Raw genomic sequence first — 16906 nt, forward strand, 5'->3', positions numbered from 1 at the left:
ATTATTTCCAGAAAGGGTTTTGTTCTAATTGGTCATTCGCTGATAACACCTGTTTATTTACTGGCCAGAAAATTCCTTTATTGCTGATAAGGCTTAAGAATGCTGGGTTGTTGTTCTTAATTTTTTGATAGCGAATTAAGTCGAACCATCTCCATCCTTCACCCATCAATTCTTTGTGGCGTTCATTGAATACCGCATCCACAATATTTTCCGCAGGATTCAAATCAGCTAATCCTCTGTTTTTTCTGTTCTGATTAACAATTGCTCTCGCTTGGTCAATTTGACCTAATGCTGCATAGCCTTCCGCGCGAAGCAGGTTGATTTCTTCAAAGCGCGTAAATACCATGGTAGAGGTGTACAAAGGAATTGAACCATCTGTACCCGAAGTACCTGTACGTATCATTCTTATCTTGGAGAAGATAGGTCTTACACCTCCGAACTCAGAGAAATAGCGTGTAGTAACTTTACCTGTGTTATCGATATTGAAGCGGTTATCACCTGGCTCATTGAAAATACTTACGATCTTTTCTACAGGGATAAACATATCTGGGGTTGGCTTAGAGACTAGAGGTGCCGCTAAGGTTAAACTTTCGATATGCCCCTCCTGTGTCCCTTCGTTTGAGCCATTCGGGAAAGGAAAAGCTATTAAATGAGCAGCACGATTTCCAAAATAAAATCCAGTATTGGTTGTCCCAGTTAAAGTATTTAAATCATTTTGGGTCAAGTTAGCTTTAGCGGCATTTGCCATAACAAAGTCTGCATAGAATACGGTTTCTAGATAGTTACCTTCAAAAGCATTAATGTGTGCTAATACAGCATATGCCGCAAGGCGATTAAATAAAACACCATTCCATTTTGAAGAACTAAAGCCTAAATACCTGTCCATCGGTAGAACAGGATCGGTAGATATGCCATATTGATAAGGCAAAGCATCTTTTACGGATAGAATTTGATTCTCTGCATAGGTTAGGACCTCATTTACACTACTAGCTTTAATCTTCGGGAATGTCCCTTCATAAGCTTTGTCCCAAATTGGAACATCACCCCAAGTACGTGCTAATAGATAGTACACAAAGCCTTTAATAACTTTCATTTGTGCAATATCAGCTTGATTATTGATCGCTGTATATTGCGAATCGTGCTCAATAACTTCTGCTGAACGTTCTATAAACAAATTGGCAGCATTAATAACCGCATAGAATCTTCTCCAGTCTGACATGTTTGTAAGCAAGTCATAAGAAGTATTCAACTCACCATCTATGATGTTTTGTAAGTCACGACGAGATACAGATTGAAAATCTCCACTTCTTAACTCTCCGTACATCCAGTGTGCATTCTTCTCTGCTAATGCTGTACGCAGTAAACCATAGACACCCAGTAAGGAGCTTCGGATATCGTTAATATCTTTCCACTTATTCTTTTCATTCACAATATGATTGGATTCAACATCCAAAAACTTATCGCAGCTTACCGTAGAAAGCATTAAGCTTCCTGTTAAAACGATAGCAATACCACTACGTTTCCAATTTTTTAAACAGCGCATCATCTTCTTAAAAATCAAGTTTAAAACCTAGGGTGAATGTTTTGTCCAAGCCAAGACCTGCACCTGTGTCATACCCATAATAATTCACTAATTCTGGATCACGACCGGAGTATTTGGTAATGGTCAATAAGTTGGATCCAGTTACATAGACATAAGCTCGTTGAACTTTTTTATTATTCAAGACCTTGGTAAGATCATATCCCAAAGACAAGTTTTTCAATTTCAAGAAAGAACCATCTTCTAAAAACATGTCTTGCTCTACCTGATAGGGTGATACCGAAGACCAAGGATTGTATAAAGGATATTTATCTGTATCAAAATGTTTCTCCCAATAAGTAATCTCACGAACACCTGCTAGCGAAGTGGACTCCGAAACATTCACGAAATCATAATAACGAGCCGCATTTTGATTTAGGATATCACGTTTCAAGTTGAAGTACAACAAGAAGGATAAATCGAAATTCTTATAGGTAAACTGGTTCATGAATCCGCCAGTCCATTTTGGTAAGATATTACCCATTAACTTACGGTCATCGTTATTGATATCAAAGTCATTGTTTCTGTCTAACCAACGAGGATCTCCACCTTTCATATCAACCCCGTTATAAGTCATGATCTTATAGTCATTGGCACGAACTGGAACATCAAGGTCATTCACATAAATACCTTGGTTTTCCAATAACCAATAAGCATCTACACGTTCTCCAACTTTTAACTTGTTTCTTCCAACTACCAATTCATCAAATCCTTTAGGAAGTTTGGTCAGTTCATTGGTATTGTAAGAGATGTTAAAAGAGGAATTCCAGCCAAACTTATTCTCATCAGTTGGCAAGCTGTAATTTAATGTTAAATCAACCCCGTTATTCTTAACAGCCATACCTGTAGAGTATTCAAACTTATAACCTGACTCGGCTACAGTTGGAATAGGGAATAACACATTGTGGGATTGTTTTTGATAATACTCGATATTAGCACCGAAGTTACTTTTAGTTTTAAGGCTTAAACCAAGATTTATTACATCTTGGTAAGACCAAGGGATATCATATCCCACCCAACCGAAAGAATACGGTCTACTGATCGTTCCGATTCCATTATAAGAAAGAACAGCTTTATTACCGTCCCAACCCAAAGCCGATGAATATTGTAAGCCAGCGGCTTCCATATCGCTCAATGGTAAATTACCCATTCGGCCATAGGAAGCACTAGCTTTTAAATAATCAAAACCATCAGAACCAATCAGCTTATTTATATCATATTTGGCATCAAATGCAAAGGAATTAAACCAACGCTTAGAAGCTTGGTATAGCGATGAGCCGTCACGACGGAACAAGGCAGAAACATCAAATCCTGAATCGTGACTATAAGTCCCTTTCAGGAATCCAGAAATTAAACGATGCTGTGTTTTGTCGGTATACAAATAGGGAATAAAACCAATAGACTGTAAGTATTCGGCTTTATTTTTATCGCCACTTACTTTATTGATTTTAATATAATCGTTCGGTCCTCTGTATGCTTGAATATAATTGTACTTCTGTTTATCTGCCTGAACAGAAAAACCACCTTCTAAGTAGATTGACCCTTCACCTAGCTCTTTACGGTAGTTGACAACATTGTCAAATGACAATCGTTCGTTATAACCAAAGTAATTGGATGCGTAATTATTATAGGTCATCAATGTAGACGGCCAGAACAGATCTCTACGGTTTTCATTGTAATCCATGCTGATTCTAGACATGAAATTCAAGTCTTTAGTTAATCTGAAGTCTAAAGAGAAAAGACCTAAAAGCGAGGTATTGATATTATCATCAAAGGACTTTTTATCATACTCGTAAAGATATTTGCTGTATAGGGATTTATTTGGTGCAAATGGTGTACTTAAATCGGGTACAAAGTTAGTTTCAGCGAAACGTTCTGTTAAAGATCTATTTCTTCCACGTTCTAATCTTCCTAATTGGATATTTCCGGTTACTTTTAACCAAGTTGTAGGAATCATATTTACATAGAAGGCTCCCATATAACGCTTTAGTTTCGTATCATCTGCCGAGTTGGCATTTTTCATATGGTTCGCAAAGAAGCGGAAGTTAGAACGATCGCCTCCACCTTCCAGACTACCGTTTAAGGAATAAATTGGTGTAGTCCTATAATATTCTTCTACCCAATTCGAAGGTCCATAATAATTGACATTGGAAGAATCACTTAAATAGCTTGGATAGGTTGCTTTCTGTGCCTCAGTAGCATAGCGATCATAGAAGGGCTGACGGAAATCACGTTCAAACTCTGCATTGATGGTATATAAACTAGGTGGAGTAGCAAAACCTGTATAACCATTAATGGAAATTCTACGATCTCCAGAGCTTGCATTTTTGGTAGTTACGTAGATTACACCATTGGCTGCTCGAGGTCCATAGATGGCTGTTGTACTAGGGTCTTTTAATACATGGATGGATTGGATATTATCCAAATCCATTAGTGAAAAGATATTCGTTGCAGCACCAACAGGTGTGTTCTCATTGTTCTGAATATCATAAACCAGATTAGGATCCTCAATCAATGGAATGCCATTCACGATAACCAAGGGTTTATTATCACTGAAGTTTTTCGCATTCAATATAGGGCGACTAATTCCGCGGATGGTCATATTTTCTTTAATCGTACCGGGTTCACCAGACGATTGTTGAACATATACCCCAGAAGTTGCTCCTTTTAATACCTGTTGAAGCGAAGTCAATGGATATTTAGCTAATTCTTTTACCGCAACTGAATCATTACTGAGTTTGAATTTGGTGCTTCCGATTTTGATGACGTTGAGAGCGTTCGGATTTTCATTTGTGTCTTTTTGGCTAATATTATAGGTATCAAAGGATTCTTTAAATACACTAGAGCCAACAGATTCACCCCTTGCCATAACTTGGCTTGGTAGCAACCAGACAAACACAATAAAGAATTGCGTGTACAACTGTTTCATGTAAAATTTCTTTAGTATGGTTTCATAATTTGGCATAAACTCCGAGAGAGAAGCTCTTTCAGAATTTAGGTTCTATCACGCCACAATATTGTATAATATTTGTGTTAATAGGAGGTAAGATGGGTTTATCAATCGATTGCGTAACATACGAAAACGATGTAGTATGCTTTCAGAGGAGGTAACTTTTCTTTCTTTGGTCCACAAAATCATCATGCAAATGACCCCTAAAACATCAAATATTTATCCTTAATAACAAGCCAAAAGAGGTATAAAAACTAGCATTAAATAATGTTGCCCTACATGATGCCAAATGCTCTTTAAATGAATTTTTTTAATTTAAAATTATCCAATCATAACAAATAGGAATATTAATGCCAAATAAGAGGTGTTATTCAAACTGCAAAATACCGAGAATTAGTTATTTTATTGTTTAGTGAATGGCTATAACTTTAATTCATTATTAACTTATTTATTAGGATATGAAAAGGTTATACTTATTATCGATGTTACTATTTATTATCGGACAAGCGTTTGCTCAAAAAACGGTTTTTAAAGGTCCTGTTCAATGGGTGCATCCAAAGCCAACAGAGAACAATTACAACCGTCTCCATACAGTAGATATTTCATTTGTGGTAAAGGCAACTTATCAAGAGAATTACTCATCGGGAGCATCATTAAACCTTAATTCCAGCTATACGGATGTGAAAATCTTGAAAGTAATTGCCAAGGATGGTAAAATTATACCCGCAAGCAGCATCCCAACAAACATTATTCAAGAAGCAGAAAAGGAAATTAGATTCCACGTTATTAACTACGATGTTAATTACGCAGGTAAAAAAATAATCACCCTATCCAGTCAAGGCCCAATTAATTATTTCCAGCTTTTTGGGGAAAAGCCAAACAACGATAAGCTAGCAGAAAATAGAACGAAGGTGAAAAATGCCTACGATAGCGGAATCAGTATAAGCAATATAAAATTAGACTTCCCAACAGTTCACAGCAGCATATTGTCAGATTATATCAATGGAAAGACTAAATAATTAAAAGGCTTTAAGACTTCTTTTGTATGAATACCTAATAGGTAAGCAAGGAAATAGTTAATATTAGGTGAGAAAGGTGATTTTTAATAGAATCACCTTTCTCTTTTAAATTATTATAAAGTACATTAGAAAAAAGATTATGAAAATCAATCAAAGGACTTCCTTTAAACTATATTATGCTTTATTAATTAGCATTATGTTTTCATGGTCAACAACCTATTCCCAAACGAATAAAGTAATCCTTTCTGGAAAAGTCACAAATGTCACCCAAGAAGAAAACGGAAGACCTTTCCTCATCATAAGCGATTATCATCAAGATACCGTTATCAAAAAGATCTATCTTGATAAGGAGGGAAATTTCCTCGATACAATAAATCGAACAGGTAATGACTACAGGATTGAAGACGGTCGATTTAATTTCAGATTACACCTTGCCGCTGACAGTAAAAATCAAATTGAATATGATGCCAGTAAGTTTTTAACTGTCCCGATCAATTTCAATGGACCTGACGAAAACATCAACAACTATTATCTTGACAAAAGACAGAAAGCTTTCATCGATGTCTATGGTGAAAATAAAACCGAAGCTGAACAAAGAAAATTCCTCAATGAAAAGTATGAACAGTCACTACAAAGAATCGAGAAATACAAACTCCCTGATAGTCTGAAAAAATTTGAAAGAATCGGAGTCAGGTATGAATATTTAAACCGACTGAATATCTACTTAGATTATCTATCGGAGAAAGATTCTTCCTTTTTACCAACATCTAAAGATCAATCTGAACTTGATATTAATTACAGTAACTTATCACATTATAGACAGCATTCCTATTATCGAGCTTTAGTAGACGATTACAATAGTGCACAAATTGATAAAACCTTTAAATCGCTTTCTTTGAAACCTAGAAAAGAACACAAAACTAAGTTTCGATTGACGAATGAACTAATTTTAGATGAAAATATTCGTAATGCATTTCTTGAACGCTATGGATATAATTTTCTATTAGAATCTGATGATGTTAAATCCAATTATCAAGATTTTCTTAGTTATTATTCCGGTACCAATTCTTCCTTTAAAGAAGTTATGCTAGATGCTAACTTAAGGCTTACATCATTGAAAAAAGGAACACCATCCCCTAAATTCCATGGTTATAAATCATCTGATGGAGGAACAAGATCACTTGACGACCTGAAAGGAAGTTATCTATACATCGATGTATGGGCAGAATGGTGTGTGAATTGCTGGGTTCAATTGCCGTATTTAAATCAATTAGAAAAAGAATTAAGAGGTAAAAACATAAAGATCATAGGTATTTCCATAGATAAAGATGAAGAAATTTGGAAAACAACCAGACAAAAACATCAATTAAAAGGAATCCAGTTATTGGTGAACAAAGAAAATGATGAATTTATTTTAGGGTATGCTGTTAATTCCATACCAAGATATATAATTATAGATCCAAACGGCAATATTGTGGATTATAATGCGCCAAGACCTTCAGAGAAAGAAGAATTATGGGAAATTTTAAATGGATTGGATTTATAGTTGGAGTAAGAGTTTATTTTTTAAAGTCCATTTTACCCCTTATTGGAATTATCCTTTCTCTTCTTCTTAATTAGTTTTTCAAGTTCTTCAATATCACCAATATCTTTGGGTCTTCCGACTGCCAGTTTATTACGTATGAGGTCATTTACACTGATCAACGATATTTGTAAACCGTCAATTTCGGTTTCTAATCGAGTATGGTATGCTTCATCAAAGTTAACACCTGATATGGTATTTAGGAGATCTATCCGCAATGGAGGATAACCCAATTGAGTGACATAATCTTCTTTTAAAAAGTCCTCCTCAATAAGTCCAAGCTGACCAAAGCCGAACTCTACTATAACCTTGACCATTTTATTTGCGTTTTCTAAATCTGGTTTTATCCAAATATCGAGATCACCAGTATGTCTCGGTCTTCCGTGAAAAGAGAGAGCATAAGCCCCGACCACCATGTACTTTACTTGGTACTTGTTCAGTAGATCGATGAAGTCGATAAAATCTTGGTCAAATAACATTCTTACGTTTTGTAATTACCTTTTCCATGTTTTGGGGATAGCTTCCGAGCAACCAAGTATAATATGCCTTACGCAATCTTGTCACTTCAGCTATCCTTTCTGAAGCAGGACGACTTAACCAAAACTCAATATCCAGTTGGTCTTCATCTTCTTTTTTTACTTGGTTAACAACCACTGTCATCTTCCTTTTTTTCATGCATTTTTTACAGAATTGTTAATGTAAATATACAGAATATCCACCAGAAGCCTGATGCCAAAACACTTAGTTCATTTATAATTACCATTTAACTTGTGAGGTTTATTCTTTTCCAAGAGTGAGCAGTCAGTACATTAAGAATAAAGTTCTTTTCTAAAATCTTCAAGGCTAATTTTGCTCACCTTTCCTACCTTAGCTTTTTTTATTGCCTTATCAGTATCCTTATTGAAACTAGGTTCCTCAATCTCAACAAAAGGAAGCGTTTTAAGATATTCGTAGAATACTTTTGCTTGCTTACTTCGCTTATCAATTTTTATTTTGATTTCCATATCAGAACATCTTAATCTCACTTTCCCAAAGTTACTAAAAAATTAAAATGTCCATTATGGATCCTAATGAAAGAATCGCGCTTTTTATTACCCAAGAAAACCTCTGTGATCGAATCCCTTAGCAGCAATAGGTCTAACTACTAAATACTAACTACTATATACTAAAAAAGCGACTTTTTCAAGTCGCTTTTTTCCGTAGCCCGTAGGGGAATAACACCCTTCGGGCATCAGTCTCTTTATCAGTAGTTTGCAAACTTTCGGTTTCCCTACTCACCGAATCGCTCACTGGTTTGACATACGTTTTAGCTGCAATTGCTATATGCTTTAAATATAAAATATTTTCTCGGAAGAAGCAATCCGATACGCGGTCTTTCCGCAGTAGCATAAGAGAGAAAAAATCTGACAATTTCAAATCTGTTGTATTTTCTGCAAATGCGAGATAACGGTTTATGCCTAGATAACGAATTTAGTTTTCAGGCTAATTACACTCCATTGTTTAACAAAACTGAAGGTACTATTTCTTTGTGAAGATGTTTAGGAATAGAGGACTCTTGAGAAAAATACATCTTATTTGCTCTTTATTTTGTTTTACATAAAATGGAGAGCTATAATCATAAAATTCCCTCATCTATCTTAATCTCAGCGATTTCTTATTTTGAGTCTTTGAAGGTTTTTTCAATTCTTCGATTTAAAGATATCTCTATGTGCCGGTGCCTATCCCATCATTATAACGTTTGTACTTATACCATCTTTTGTTCTGACGGAAAAAAAGCGCTTGAATCGTAAGTATTTTGATTTAGCCTCGATCTTGCTCACTTTTATAATGATTCTTTTTCCAATTGTCAAATCTGCACCATGGCAGTATATATTGCCCTATTCGATATTTATTATCACCAATATTATAATTATCAGAAAATTTTTGAAAAAGCCAGTTAGCTATAAGTTGGAGGTAATAAAATATAGACTATTTAAAATATTATAATGAAAAAAATAATCGTATTTTCTTTGATTATCGCGTTGGCAGTACTTGGTTTGTTCGAAGTTTTCTTTAGGACTTATTACAAGGAAGAGTTAAAAGACCAAGCTGCTCCGACGATCTTTCGACCAGATAGTGCTATCGGCTATAGGCATATACCTTCAAGTGAAGGGTTCTTAAGTAAGCCAGGAATTGGAAGAAGACATGTGAGGATTAATTCATATGGGCTGTATAATCCTGAGATGAAGAAAGAGAAGCAACCGGGTGCACTGAGAATAGCAATTGTTGGCGCGTCTTTCGCTACAGGGATTTATATGGACGGAGAGAAAAATTATGCGGTCCAACTTCAGGAATTACTTAATCACTCAAAAAGGAAGGTAGAAGTTGTTAACCTCAGTATAGATGGACTAGGCAGGGGTTTATCGAATTTAAAAATGATCGAATCTGAATTTCTCGATTATCGGCCAGATATAATATTTTTCGAGATGAGCTTCCCACTAAGTATCGGCGTTATGCACAGAGATGTTTACAAAGGTTATTCATTAACATACAAAAGTGAATCTACAAAAATGGTAGCGAAGGATATGGTGGACGAGTTAGAGGATATGAAAATATTTAGATTCATGTATAACTCTTCCTACATATACAGAGCATTGTGTAGAGTAGATATAAATAACGTTACTAAATCTCGCCGCGCAGCCTTAATGAGGGTGTATCGGGATAAAATATCAAGAGGCGACGAGATGGAGGAGCATTATTTAAGTACGGCAAAGACGGTGGAGTTGTTAGTGGCAGCAAATGATAAGGTAAAAAAGAGCGGGGCCAAACTTATACTAGTTTCCTATTATCCTGAAAAAAATAATTTGGCTCATTTTTTTAGTCAACATGGGATCAGTAGCTTATTTCTGAACCTAAAGTTTGACCGTAAGAATATATCGTATCCTGATAGCCACATAAATGAAAGCGGACACACAATGATAGCTAACGCTCTGTTTGATTCTTTGATAGCAAATAATTTCTTCCAACACTAGATATATGTTCTTATGAAAACAGCATCAAAAGTGCTTTTTGTTATCACAAGCCTATTTTTTTTTAAATGCTTGTGTCAGACATGAAGTTAAAACTCTCTCCCTCAAGGAAACCAAACAACCGATAGTAATAGACGCAGATATCGAGAGTTCTTGGGACGTATGTGAGTGGGAGCCCGTCCCCAATGTAAGATTTTCCCGGACTAGCATAGTAGAACCCAAAGATTTGGAAGCTAATTTTAAAGGTTTGTGGGACTCCGAATACTTATATTTTCTAATTAAAGTTGAGGATGATAAACGGTTTGTTGTTTATGCAGAGTCTGAGATAGAAAGAGTTTACGATCTTAGAATTAGAGAGCTCGATGGCATAGAGCTATATTTTGACAACGGGTTGAAAGAGCAAAAGGAAAATACGGTTAGCTATTTCAGGCTTACTTATGGGGCAGATACAATTAGCCTTCAAGGCAGAGACATAACTACTGTTGGTTCTTTTTCTGAAATTAAATCTTCTTATAAGGAATATGATATGGGATATATTTATGAATGTAAAATACCTTGGAACTCATTGGGCATTCATCCTTCCCAAGATAAAAGTATCAGGTTCGAGCTGAATGTTATCGATAATGACGGCGAAACTATTATGCCTGGAGCTTTGGCAAAAAAAAGAAATATAAAAACCTGGGCGGATAAAACCAAAACTAATCCAGCTTGGGATAATTCAATTTACGGGAGGTTAATATTCGATAAAAATTATTCGGTTTCTCCTATTGGATCCTTCCACTTTCACTGTCTAATGCAGATTTTCTCGTACGCTGAGAACCTGATTGACCGTTGCTAAATTTATAGCTGAAACTTAATCTGACCTGCCTAGACTCAAAGTATCCATAATTACTCGATTGAAATCCAGGGAAACTTTGGTTGCTCTTGCTCTGGTTTCCTTTATATATGTCATTTACGGCTATCCTCAGCGATGCTTTATCGCCTAATAATGCTTTTTGGAGTCCGACATCGACTTGACTAATCGCCCTACTGAAGGTATTTGCTCCGCTTAGCCTCTTTGAATTATAGGAAGCCGAAATCTCACCTTTCATTTTAAATGGTAATCGAAAGGACTGTAAAAGACTTAATCGACCAGCAAATTGTTGTAAATTGAGATTCCTGTATTCGTCGAATGACACGTCATTTTGGATATAATATAATAGACCGTTGAATGAGAGGTCCCACCATGATTTTGGCGAAAAATTCTGAGTCAGAGCTAGTGACCAATGCTTTTGAATGCCAACATTCCTGCTGACCATAACGATTTTTTCGGTCTCGAGGGTATCGGTTACTTTGGCATTAAACTGATCTGAGTAAGCAAAGTTAAAAGTTACAACGGTTGAATTCCTGCGAGAATACAATAATGTAAGACGATGGGTCAGCTCTGGATTTAAAAAAGGATTCCCTTGCCAAAACGACAGTTCATCAAGCATGTATATAAATGGATTCAAGTCCTGATAGGCAGGTCGTTCGATGCGTTTTGCATATGACAACGATAGATTTTGATTCTCACCGGGCTGTGTAGTTATAGAAAAAAAAGGAAAAAGGTTAGTGAAGCTTCGTTTTATTTCACTGTCTTTATCTTGGTCATCTTCCTTATAGAATAAAAGCCCCTCTGAACTGGCTACCTCCAACCTTAAACCAGCCTGAAAAGACCACTTCTTGATCGCACGTCTGTAATCCAAGTACGCACTTGAAATTCTTTCGTCAAACTGGAAATCATTTGACCGTCGGTTGTCCAGACTATCAGCGGTCGGAATAACATGATAAAATCTTGAGTCATTGGCAGAACTAACTTGGGAGTATTTGGCGCCGGCTTCAACAGTCCCCTCCCATATTTTTGCAGAATAGTCGACCTTGACCCCCTTCATATCAATGTCAATTCCATTCAAGGTACGGTATAAGTTATCTTTGTTTACATGTCCATTGACATCTTTATATGTATTTGACTGAAGATTTTTGTTCCATTTATCAAATAATCCATAGTCAGCGTCAATATTTAAAATGTGACCTAAAGTATCTTCATATCGATAGTTTAAGTTAAAGTTGTATCGACTTGTCACCTGTCCGTAGTAGTCGTTCACCGCATCCAAAGTTTCCTCAATGACCGAAGAGGGCTGTGTACTGATCTCTGTTCTGGTATCTGTGATACCCCCGCCGAAAATAAAATTGCCATTTGCAAGAAAACCAATCGTATTTTTATCATTAAGTAGGTAGTCTATGCCAAATCGCGCTGACATTTTTTGTCTCTTATCCACATCCTCGGTATGGCTATTATATGATTTCCCATTCTGGGATCTGTTAGAACCATAAAGATAATTATAATTTCCGAGTGTGTGATTATAGCTTCCAAACACGTTCAGTTTATCCACTCTGTAGTTCACGGACATATTTTGCAGCTGTTTGGGACTAACACCATATGCTACCGTACTGGTTATATTTCCATTTAGGCCCTTGATTTGAATCTTCTTCGTTTTGATGTTTATAATACCGGCTGAACCCGATGCATCGAACTTTGCCGTAGGACTATTGATGATCTCGATGGACTTGAGATCATTAGAAGAAAGTGATTTTAGCAAATCGGTAAGCTCTTTCCCAGAAAGATATGTTTGTCTTCCATCCAACAATATCTGAACTCCTCCTTTTCCGTTCAATGTAATTGAACTTTCGCCTTCAACATATACGCCAGGGGCACGTTTAAGTGCTTCTAGGGCTGAAGCATCTTGACCTCCGATCGAGTTTTCTACGTTGTAGGTTATAGTGCCGCCATTGACTTCGATAAGGTTTGGTTTTGCCTTGACCTCTACGGCTTTAAGCATGTTGTCCAGTTCTAACAGCTGAATTGTACCGAGGTCATTATTATTTGCCCCCTTTATTAAACTTTGATACTCTTTATATCCTAGATGCTGTACCTTTAATGTATGGCCGTCAATGCTTTTGTTGTGTCTTAAGATGAACGAACCCAAGCTATCTGTAATAGCGCTTGAAACGTGTTTCTGTTCTTTGTCATTTACGATGACGGTTGCCGAACTGATAGGATGCAGTTCCTTATCTACAACCTTTCCGGTAAATTCGTAGTTAAACTCTTGGCTAAAAGCCCCAGTCCATAGGAAAGAGCAAAATACGAGCAATATGGATCGGAATAAAATTTTACGTAAGGTCATCTGCAAGTAGGAAAAGGGTATAAACAGTTGGAAAATTTCTCCAACAACATTCGCTTATTCTGCAATGTCGTCGTATTGGGACAGATATAATCTATTCGTATATTAAATATTTTTTACGCATTTTGTTATATTTATCAAGCCCTGACTTCCAACTTTTACGGATGTCCTCCTCGCTCATGCCGGAGATTATTTGTTCTTTTAACAAAGGACCTCCTGCCAGTTTATCGAAGACTACAATTTCTTTGCTTTGCTTGTTATCAAAAAATATTTCTTTATCAGGGAACTTTTTGTAGGTCTCTATTAACCATGAAAGGTTTATTTTCCTGGAATCTCTTATTTCCCGTAAGTCGACCGATCTTAAATCCAAACCGTAACACTCTTTTCCCAGATGGATTGGTGTTGCGCTCATGGTTTCAATGCTTATTGGGATGAACGAAAAATCATAAATTCCTTTGAATTCAGGCGCTCCTATCAGGGTGAAAGGAAATTTTGTGCCCCGGCCTTCACTTAACACCGTTCCCTCAAACAGGCAGGTGGACGGATATAAAAGGACAGCTTGGTATGTGTTGATGTTTGGAGACATATTAACGGGTGGAACGTATTCCATGTCATGCTTGTAATTGGCAACCTGAATAACCTTTATTTTGCACGTAATACCATTGGCAAGCCATCCTTCACCATTGATCATCTGGGCATACTCGCCTATAGTCATCCCATGGGTGATTGGAACAGGATGCATCCCTATACCTGATTTGTATGCCATATCCAGTATAGGACCGTCGACGAAGTATCCATTCGGATTTGGTCGGTCCAATATTAACAGTTCCTTGTCATTTTCGGCACATGCTTCCATAACCCTGTGCATGGTCGCGATATATGTGAAATACCTTACACCAATATCTTGGATGTCAAAAATAATCAAATCAACATCTTCCAGCATCTTTTTTGTAGGCTTGTTTGTCTTCCCATAAAGCGAGACAACATTTACTCCTGTTATCGGATCAACGTCGTCTTTTATTTTGACGCCTGCTCCAACGTCTCCGCGGAAACCGTGTTCAGGGCCAAACACTTTAATGATATTAACACCTAAAGATAGAAGGCTGTCTACACTAGGTTTATCGCCGATGCGTGAGGTTGGATTTACTACCATTCCAATTCTTTTATCTTTTAGGTAGTCAATGTATTCTGATAGCCGATCTGCACCAGGAATTATCTGTGAAATTGCAGACAGGGAAATCAAAAAGAAGAAACAAGTAAACGGAATGATTTTTCTAATTTTCATAACAAATAAATTATAAATAAGTTGTCGATGGTCCACGATGGATCAACTAAGTTTATAGATGGTCAAGAGTTTCGTATTCAGAAACTGACTACCCCGTCCTCAATTTTAATGTAAGGATATAAATAAAAAATTAAATATGCAAAAAAACGCAAAAATCCTCTAAAAAATCCATTAAAATTGATTTACAGACACCTCCACTGCACCATCAAGCAACTTCGTCAAAAGTAAATTCGCGTGTTTACTTACGATATCGCATAAAGACGCATGAAAAGTTTGATGACAATCGGCGTTAATCTTTCGCAATGGAAATTCTATCTAAGTTCTCATTAAGGAATGCTACCGATATTTCTTTTTGTTCCTGCATAAATATGTTTACCTGAGAATAATCTATTGTGGTATAATATAATGTGCGAATTTGACTTGGATCCCGCACAACTCGAGTCTCTAAACCCGTCCTCTTAAGGAAATCAAGACATTTGTTTTCTCGTTCGGGAATTAGAAACATCGCAAATTGTCTATTGAATTTTATTGAGAAGAGTAACCCGTGGTACATACATGTAAAAACAAAGTCCGCGTTTTTTAAATAGCCCATCCAGCGAGAACGCGAGGGAGACACAATGTTAATGTCCGCCCAATCAAAATGCTTGCCAATAGAAGCTATTTTTAATCCTTTTTCCTTGCTTAGATTTTTAAGTTCTGTAAGTGTTCTGTCATCTGGTAGCAATCCGTCGGAATAGAAGAGGATATATCTTTCCAGGTTGACGTATTTAATTTCCTTTTCAAATGGATAAATAAGAGTTGGGTCTAAAACAAGTGTCGGGGATGAAGGATTTAACTGTTCTGCAAACTTATATGAATTGGTGTCCCGTACTCCCAAAGAATGAAAATTTTTCATAAGTCGTGTAATGCTTCTTGGATGTTGTTGGTTATAATTATCAGGTCCCATACTTGCTGCATAAGAAATTATTCTGTCTGCCGAAAGTTTGTCTGAAAAATATGGTGTATCGACACCACCCCATTCTTTACTATAGCACCAAATCTGATCGCTTCCAATTATTATAAGGTCGTAGTGTTTTTGTGATAGTTCTTCTCTGCTAAAATAGTGTTTCGTTTTCTTGAACTTAAAATGATAGATCTTGAATTTTAAAATTTTAAACCATATTTTTAGTGTTAAAAATGTATAGCCTTTCCTCTCGTTCAGTAGAGAATTCAATTCATTGTCGATGCTTTTTTTGCTCCTATAGTCAATTAGTTCATTATCATAACCATTGTCGATCAGGAATCGATGTAAGGCATATGCTTGAAGGAAAGCACCATAATTGTAGCATCTTGAAAAAGTCAATATTCCAATCATAATAAAAATATTTAAAGAAGTTTTACTCTAGTATTGCTTATTTTATTGTACACATGGGTTTATTCCTTAATTCGTCCTTTACCGCCTTATTTTCCCGGTTCTCGTTCTCTCGATTGTATCTACACCAATAAAGGTGTCGGGAATTAAATTCGTTGGTAAGTGTTCTCTCAGCGAAGTCCATTGCATGAACTTTGGTCTCCTTTGTCAATCTGGCGTTATGGAAGTCAGTCGATACCGGCAAGCTCGGCATATCGGCCTTCCAGAAATGGATCTTTTTTCCATCGATTTTTAGGCCGGGTACCATCGTGTCATCATAGAAGATGTCCAGCGTACAGTATTCTCCCCGAAGAAGGTGCTGCACTACGGTCTGGTCGCCCTTCCAGAACAGCTGGCATTCGCCCTCCCTGCTCTGTCCTGTCTGGTGTTCCCCGAACCGGAAGTCTATATTTCCGGCAAATTGGATATTCAGTGTCAGTACTGGCCTGTTGGGCACGGAAAAGAGCTTGACCTCTTTGTGGACGGTATACCTGGAAAATCGGAAATGGCACGATGGGTCGCATGCGGAAAGTATCTCTACGTTACAGCTGTCGGACCTCTGGACAGAATCAGCGACCTGATAACCCTCATGCACAGTCATACGGTCTGGACCTAGAGCAAAGGGGGGAAGGATGGGGTTTTCCCCCAAATCTACAAAAATGGATCTGGCGTATCTTATCCTGCTATTCATATTGTTATGCTTTACATAATTCAACTATCCGCTGACACATCCATTATCAAATACTTAGTTCAGAGAACTGAATATTGACCTTCACCTGTCCGCATCGGGACCTACTACAATATACCAAAAAAAATGCATCACATGAAGCATTATGTCCACTGTGGATACTCAGAGAGTCATATATGAACCCTCAAGATGAAAATGTCGAGTA

Annotated in this window: 13 protein-coding genes; 4 read left to right on the forward strand and 9 right to left on the reverse strand. The window is 36.8% G+C overall.

The features are described 5' to 3' along the window. Position 1: 1 nt before the first annotated feature. On the reverse strand, positions 2–1561 hold the full coding sequence (locus tag ACP6L2_RS12985) for a RagB/SusD family nutrient uptake outer membrane protein (protein ID WP_440509788.1): 1560 nt from the start codon (positions 1559–1561) through the stop codon (positions 2–4). Continuing rightward, entirely contained in the window at positions 1551–4508 is a 2958-nt protein-coding gene (locus ACP6L2_RS12990) for a SusC/RagA family TonB-linked outer membrane protein (protein WP_440509789.1), read from the reverse strand. The genes ACP6L2_RS12985 and ACP6L2_RS12990 overlap by 11 nt, the downstream gene beginning before the upstream one ends. A gap of 479 nt (positions 4509–4987) precedes the next feature. On the opposite strand from ACP6L2_RS12990, the gene ACP6L2_RS12995 reads away from it, so the two are divergent. Together ACP6L2_RS12995 and ACP6L2_RS13000 are read left to right on the forward strand one after the other, a co-directional pair. Continuing rightward, positions 4988–5548 carry a hypothetical protein gene (locus ACP6L2_RS12995; protein ID WP_440509790.1) on the forward strand — a complete coding sequence of 187 codons (561 nt, stop codon included), beginning with the start codon at positions 4988–4990 and terminating at the stop codon, positions 5546–5548. A 139-nt stretch (positions 5549–5687) separates the two neighbouring features. After that, complete coding sequence (locus tag ACP6L2_RS13000; RefSeq protein WP_440509791.1) at positions 5688–7094, forward strand: TlpA family protein disulfide reductase; 1407 nt, start codon at positions 5688–5690, stop codon at positions 7092–7094. 32 nt (positions 7095–7126) lie between these two features. On the opposite strand, the gene ACP6L2_RS13005 is transcribed toward ACP6L2_RS13000, so the two are convergent. The 3 genes from ACP6L2_RS13005 to ACP6L2_RS13015 form a co-directional block, all read right to left on the reverse strand. After that, positions 7127–7609 carry a nucleotidyltransferase gene (locus ACP6L2_RS13005; RefSeq protein ID WP_440509792.1) on the reverse strand — a complete coding sequence of 161 codons (483 nt, stop codon included), beginning with the start codon at positions 7607–7609 and terminating at the stop codon, positions 7127–7129. After that, the gene (locus ACP6L2_RS13010) at positions 7599–7805 is read right to left on the reverse strand and encodes a hypothetical protein (protein ID WP_440509793.1); all 207 of its coding nucleotides are present in this window, start codon (positions 7803–7805) and stop codon (positions 7599–7601) included. Before ACP6L2_RS13010 ends, ACP6L2_RS13005 begins: the two co-directional genes overlap by 11 nt. 134 nt (positions 7806–7939) lie before the next feature. Then, the gene (locus tag ACP6L2_RS13015) at positions 7940–8134 is read right to left on the reverse strand and encodes a hypothetical protein (RefSeq protein ID WP_440509794.1); all 195 of its coding nucleotides are present in this window, start codon (positions 8132–8134) and stop codon (positions 7940–7942) included. 981 nt (positions 8135–9115) lie between these two features. On the opposite strand from ACP6L2_RS13015, the gene ACP6L2_RS13020 reads away from it, so the two are divergent. Next, positions 9116–10141 (forward strand): hypothetical protein, encoded by a 1026-nt coding sequence (locus ACP6L2_RS13020; RefSeq protein ID WP_260042015.1) that lies wholly within the window; start codon positions 9116–9118, stop codon positions 10139–10141. A gap of 37 nt (positions 10142–10178) precedes the next feature. After that, entirely contained in the window at positions 10179–10976 is a 798-nt protein-coding gene (locus tag ACP6L2_RS13025; RefSeq protein ID WP_260042013.1) for a CBM9 family sugar-binding protein, read from the forward strand. Here the strand turns inward: ACP6L2_RS13025 and ACP6L2_RS13030 are convergent. From ACP6L2_RS13030 to ACP6L2_RS13045, 4 genes are all read right to left on the reverse strand, one after another. Then, the gene (locus ACP6L2_RS13030; RefSeq protein ID WP_440509795.1) at positions 10903–13341 is read right to left on the reverse strand and encodes an outer membrane beta-barrel protein; all 2439 of its coding nucleotides are present in this window, start codon (positions 13339–13341) and stop codon (positions 10903–10905) included. The two genes, ACP6L2_RS13025 and ACP6L2_RS13030, sit on opposite strands and share 74 nt — an antisense overlap. A gap of 91 nt (positions 13342–13432) precedes the next feature. Beyond that, on the reverse strand, positions 13433–14623 hold the full coding sequence (locus ACP6L2_RS13035) for an exo-beta-N-acetylmuramidase NamZ family protein (RefSeq protein WP_260042005.1): 1191 nt from the start codon (positions 14621–14623) through the stop codon (positions 13433–13435). A 289-nt stretch (positions 14624–14912) separates the two neighbouring features. Then, on the reverse strand, positions 14913–15977 hold the full coding sequence (locus ACP6L2_RS13040) for a polysaccharide pyruvyl transferase family protein (protein ID WP_260042002.1): 1065 nt from the start codon (positions 15975–15977) through the stop codon (positions 14913–14915). Between the two features lie 37 nt (positions 15978–16014). Further along, positions 16015–16704 carry a hypothetical protein gene (locus ACP6L2_RS13045; protein WP_440509796.1) on the reverse strand — a complete coding sequence of 230 codons (690 nt, stop codon included), beginning with the start codon at positions 16702–16704 and terminating at the stop codon, positions 16015–16017. Positions 16705–16906: the final 202 nt, after the last annotated feature.

The sequence above is a fragment of the Sphingobacterium lactis genome, assembly GCF_051951495.1.
Lineage (GTDB): Bacteria > Bacteroidota > Bacteroidia > Sphingobacteriales > Sphingobacteriaceae > Sphingobacterium > Sphingobacterium lactis_A.

What these genes read in the sequence shown, in the direction of transcription:
- ACP6L2_RS13040 (WP_260042002.1), bottom strand. Translation starts at nt 15,977, where the DNA reads ATGATTGGAATATTGACTTTTTCAAGATGCTACAATTATGGTGCTTTC.
- ACP6L2_RS13020 (WP_260042015.1), top strand. Translation starts at nt 9,116, where the DNA reads ATGAAAAAAATAATCGTATTTTCTTTGATTATCGCGTTGGCAGTACTT.
- ACP6L2_RS13030 (WP_440509795.1), bottom strand. Translation starts at nt 13,341, where the DNA reads ATGACCTTACGTAAAATTTTATTCCGATCCATATTGCTCGTATTTTGC.
- ACP6L2_RS12995 (WP_440509790.1), top strand. Translation starts at nt 4,988, where the DNA reads ATGAAAAGGTTATACTTATTATCGATGTTACTATTTATTATCGGACAA.
- ACP6L2_RS13015 (WP_440509794.1), bottom strand. Translation starts at nt 8,134, where the DNA reads ATGGAAATCAAAATAAAAATTGATAAGCGAAGTAAGCAAGCAAAAGTA.
- ACP6L2_RS13035 (WP_260042005.1), bottom strand. Translation starts at nt 14,623, where the DNA reads ATGAAAATTAGAAAAATCATTCCGTTTACTTGTTTCTTCTTTTTGATT.
- ACP6L2_RS13010 (WP_440509793.1), bottom strand. Translation starts at nt 7,805, where the DNA reads ATGAAAAAAAGGAAGATGACAGTGGTTGTTAACCAAGTAAAAAAAGAA.
- ACP6L2_RS12990 (WP_440509789.1), bottom strand. Translation starts at nt 4,508, where the DNA reads ATGAAACAGTTGTACACGCAATTCTTTATTGTGTTTGTCTGGTTGCTA.
- ACP6L2_RS13005 (WP_440509792.1), bottom strand. Translation starts at nt 7,609, where the DNA reads ATGTTATTTGACCAAGATTTTATCGACTTCATCGATCTACTGAACAAG.
- ACP6L2_RS13045 (WP_440509796.1), bottom strand. Translation starts at nt 16,704, where the DNA reads ATGAATAGCAGGATAAGATACGCCAGATCCATTTTTGTAGATTTGGGG.
- ACP6L2_RS13000 (WP_440509791.1), top strand. Translation starts at nt 5,688, where the DNA reads ATGAAAATCAATCAAAGGACTTCCTTTAAACTATATTATGCTTTATTA.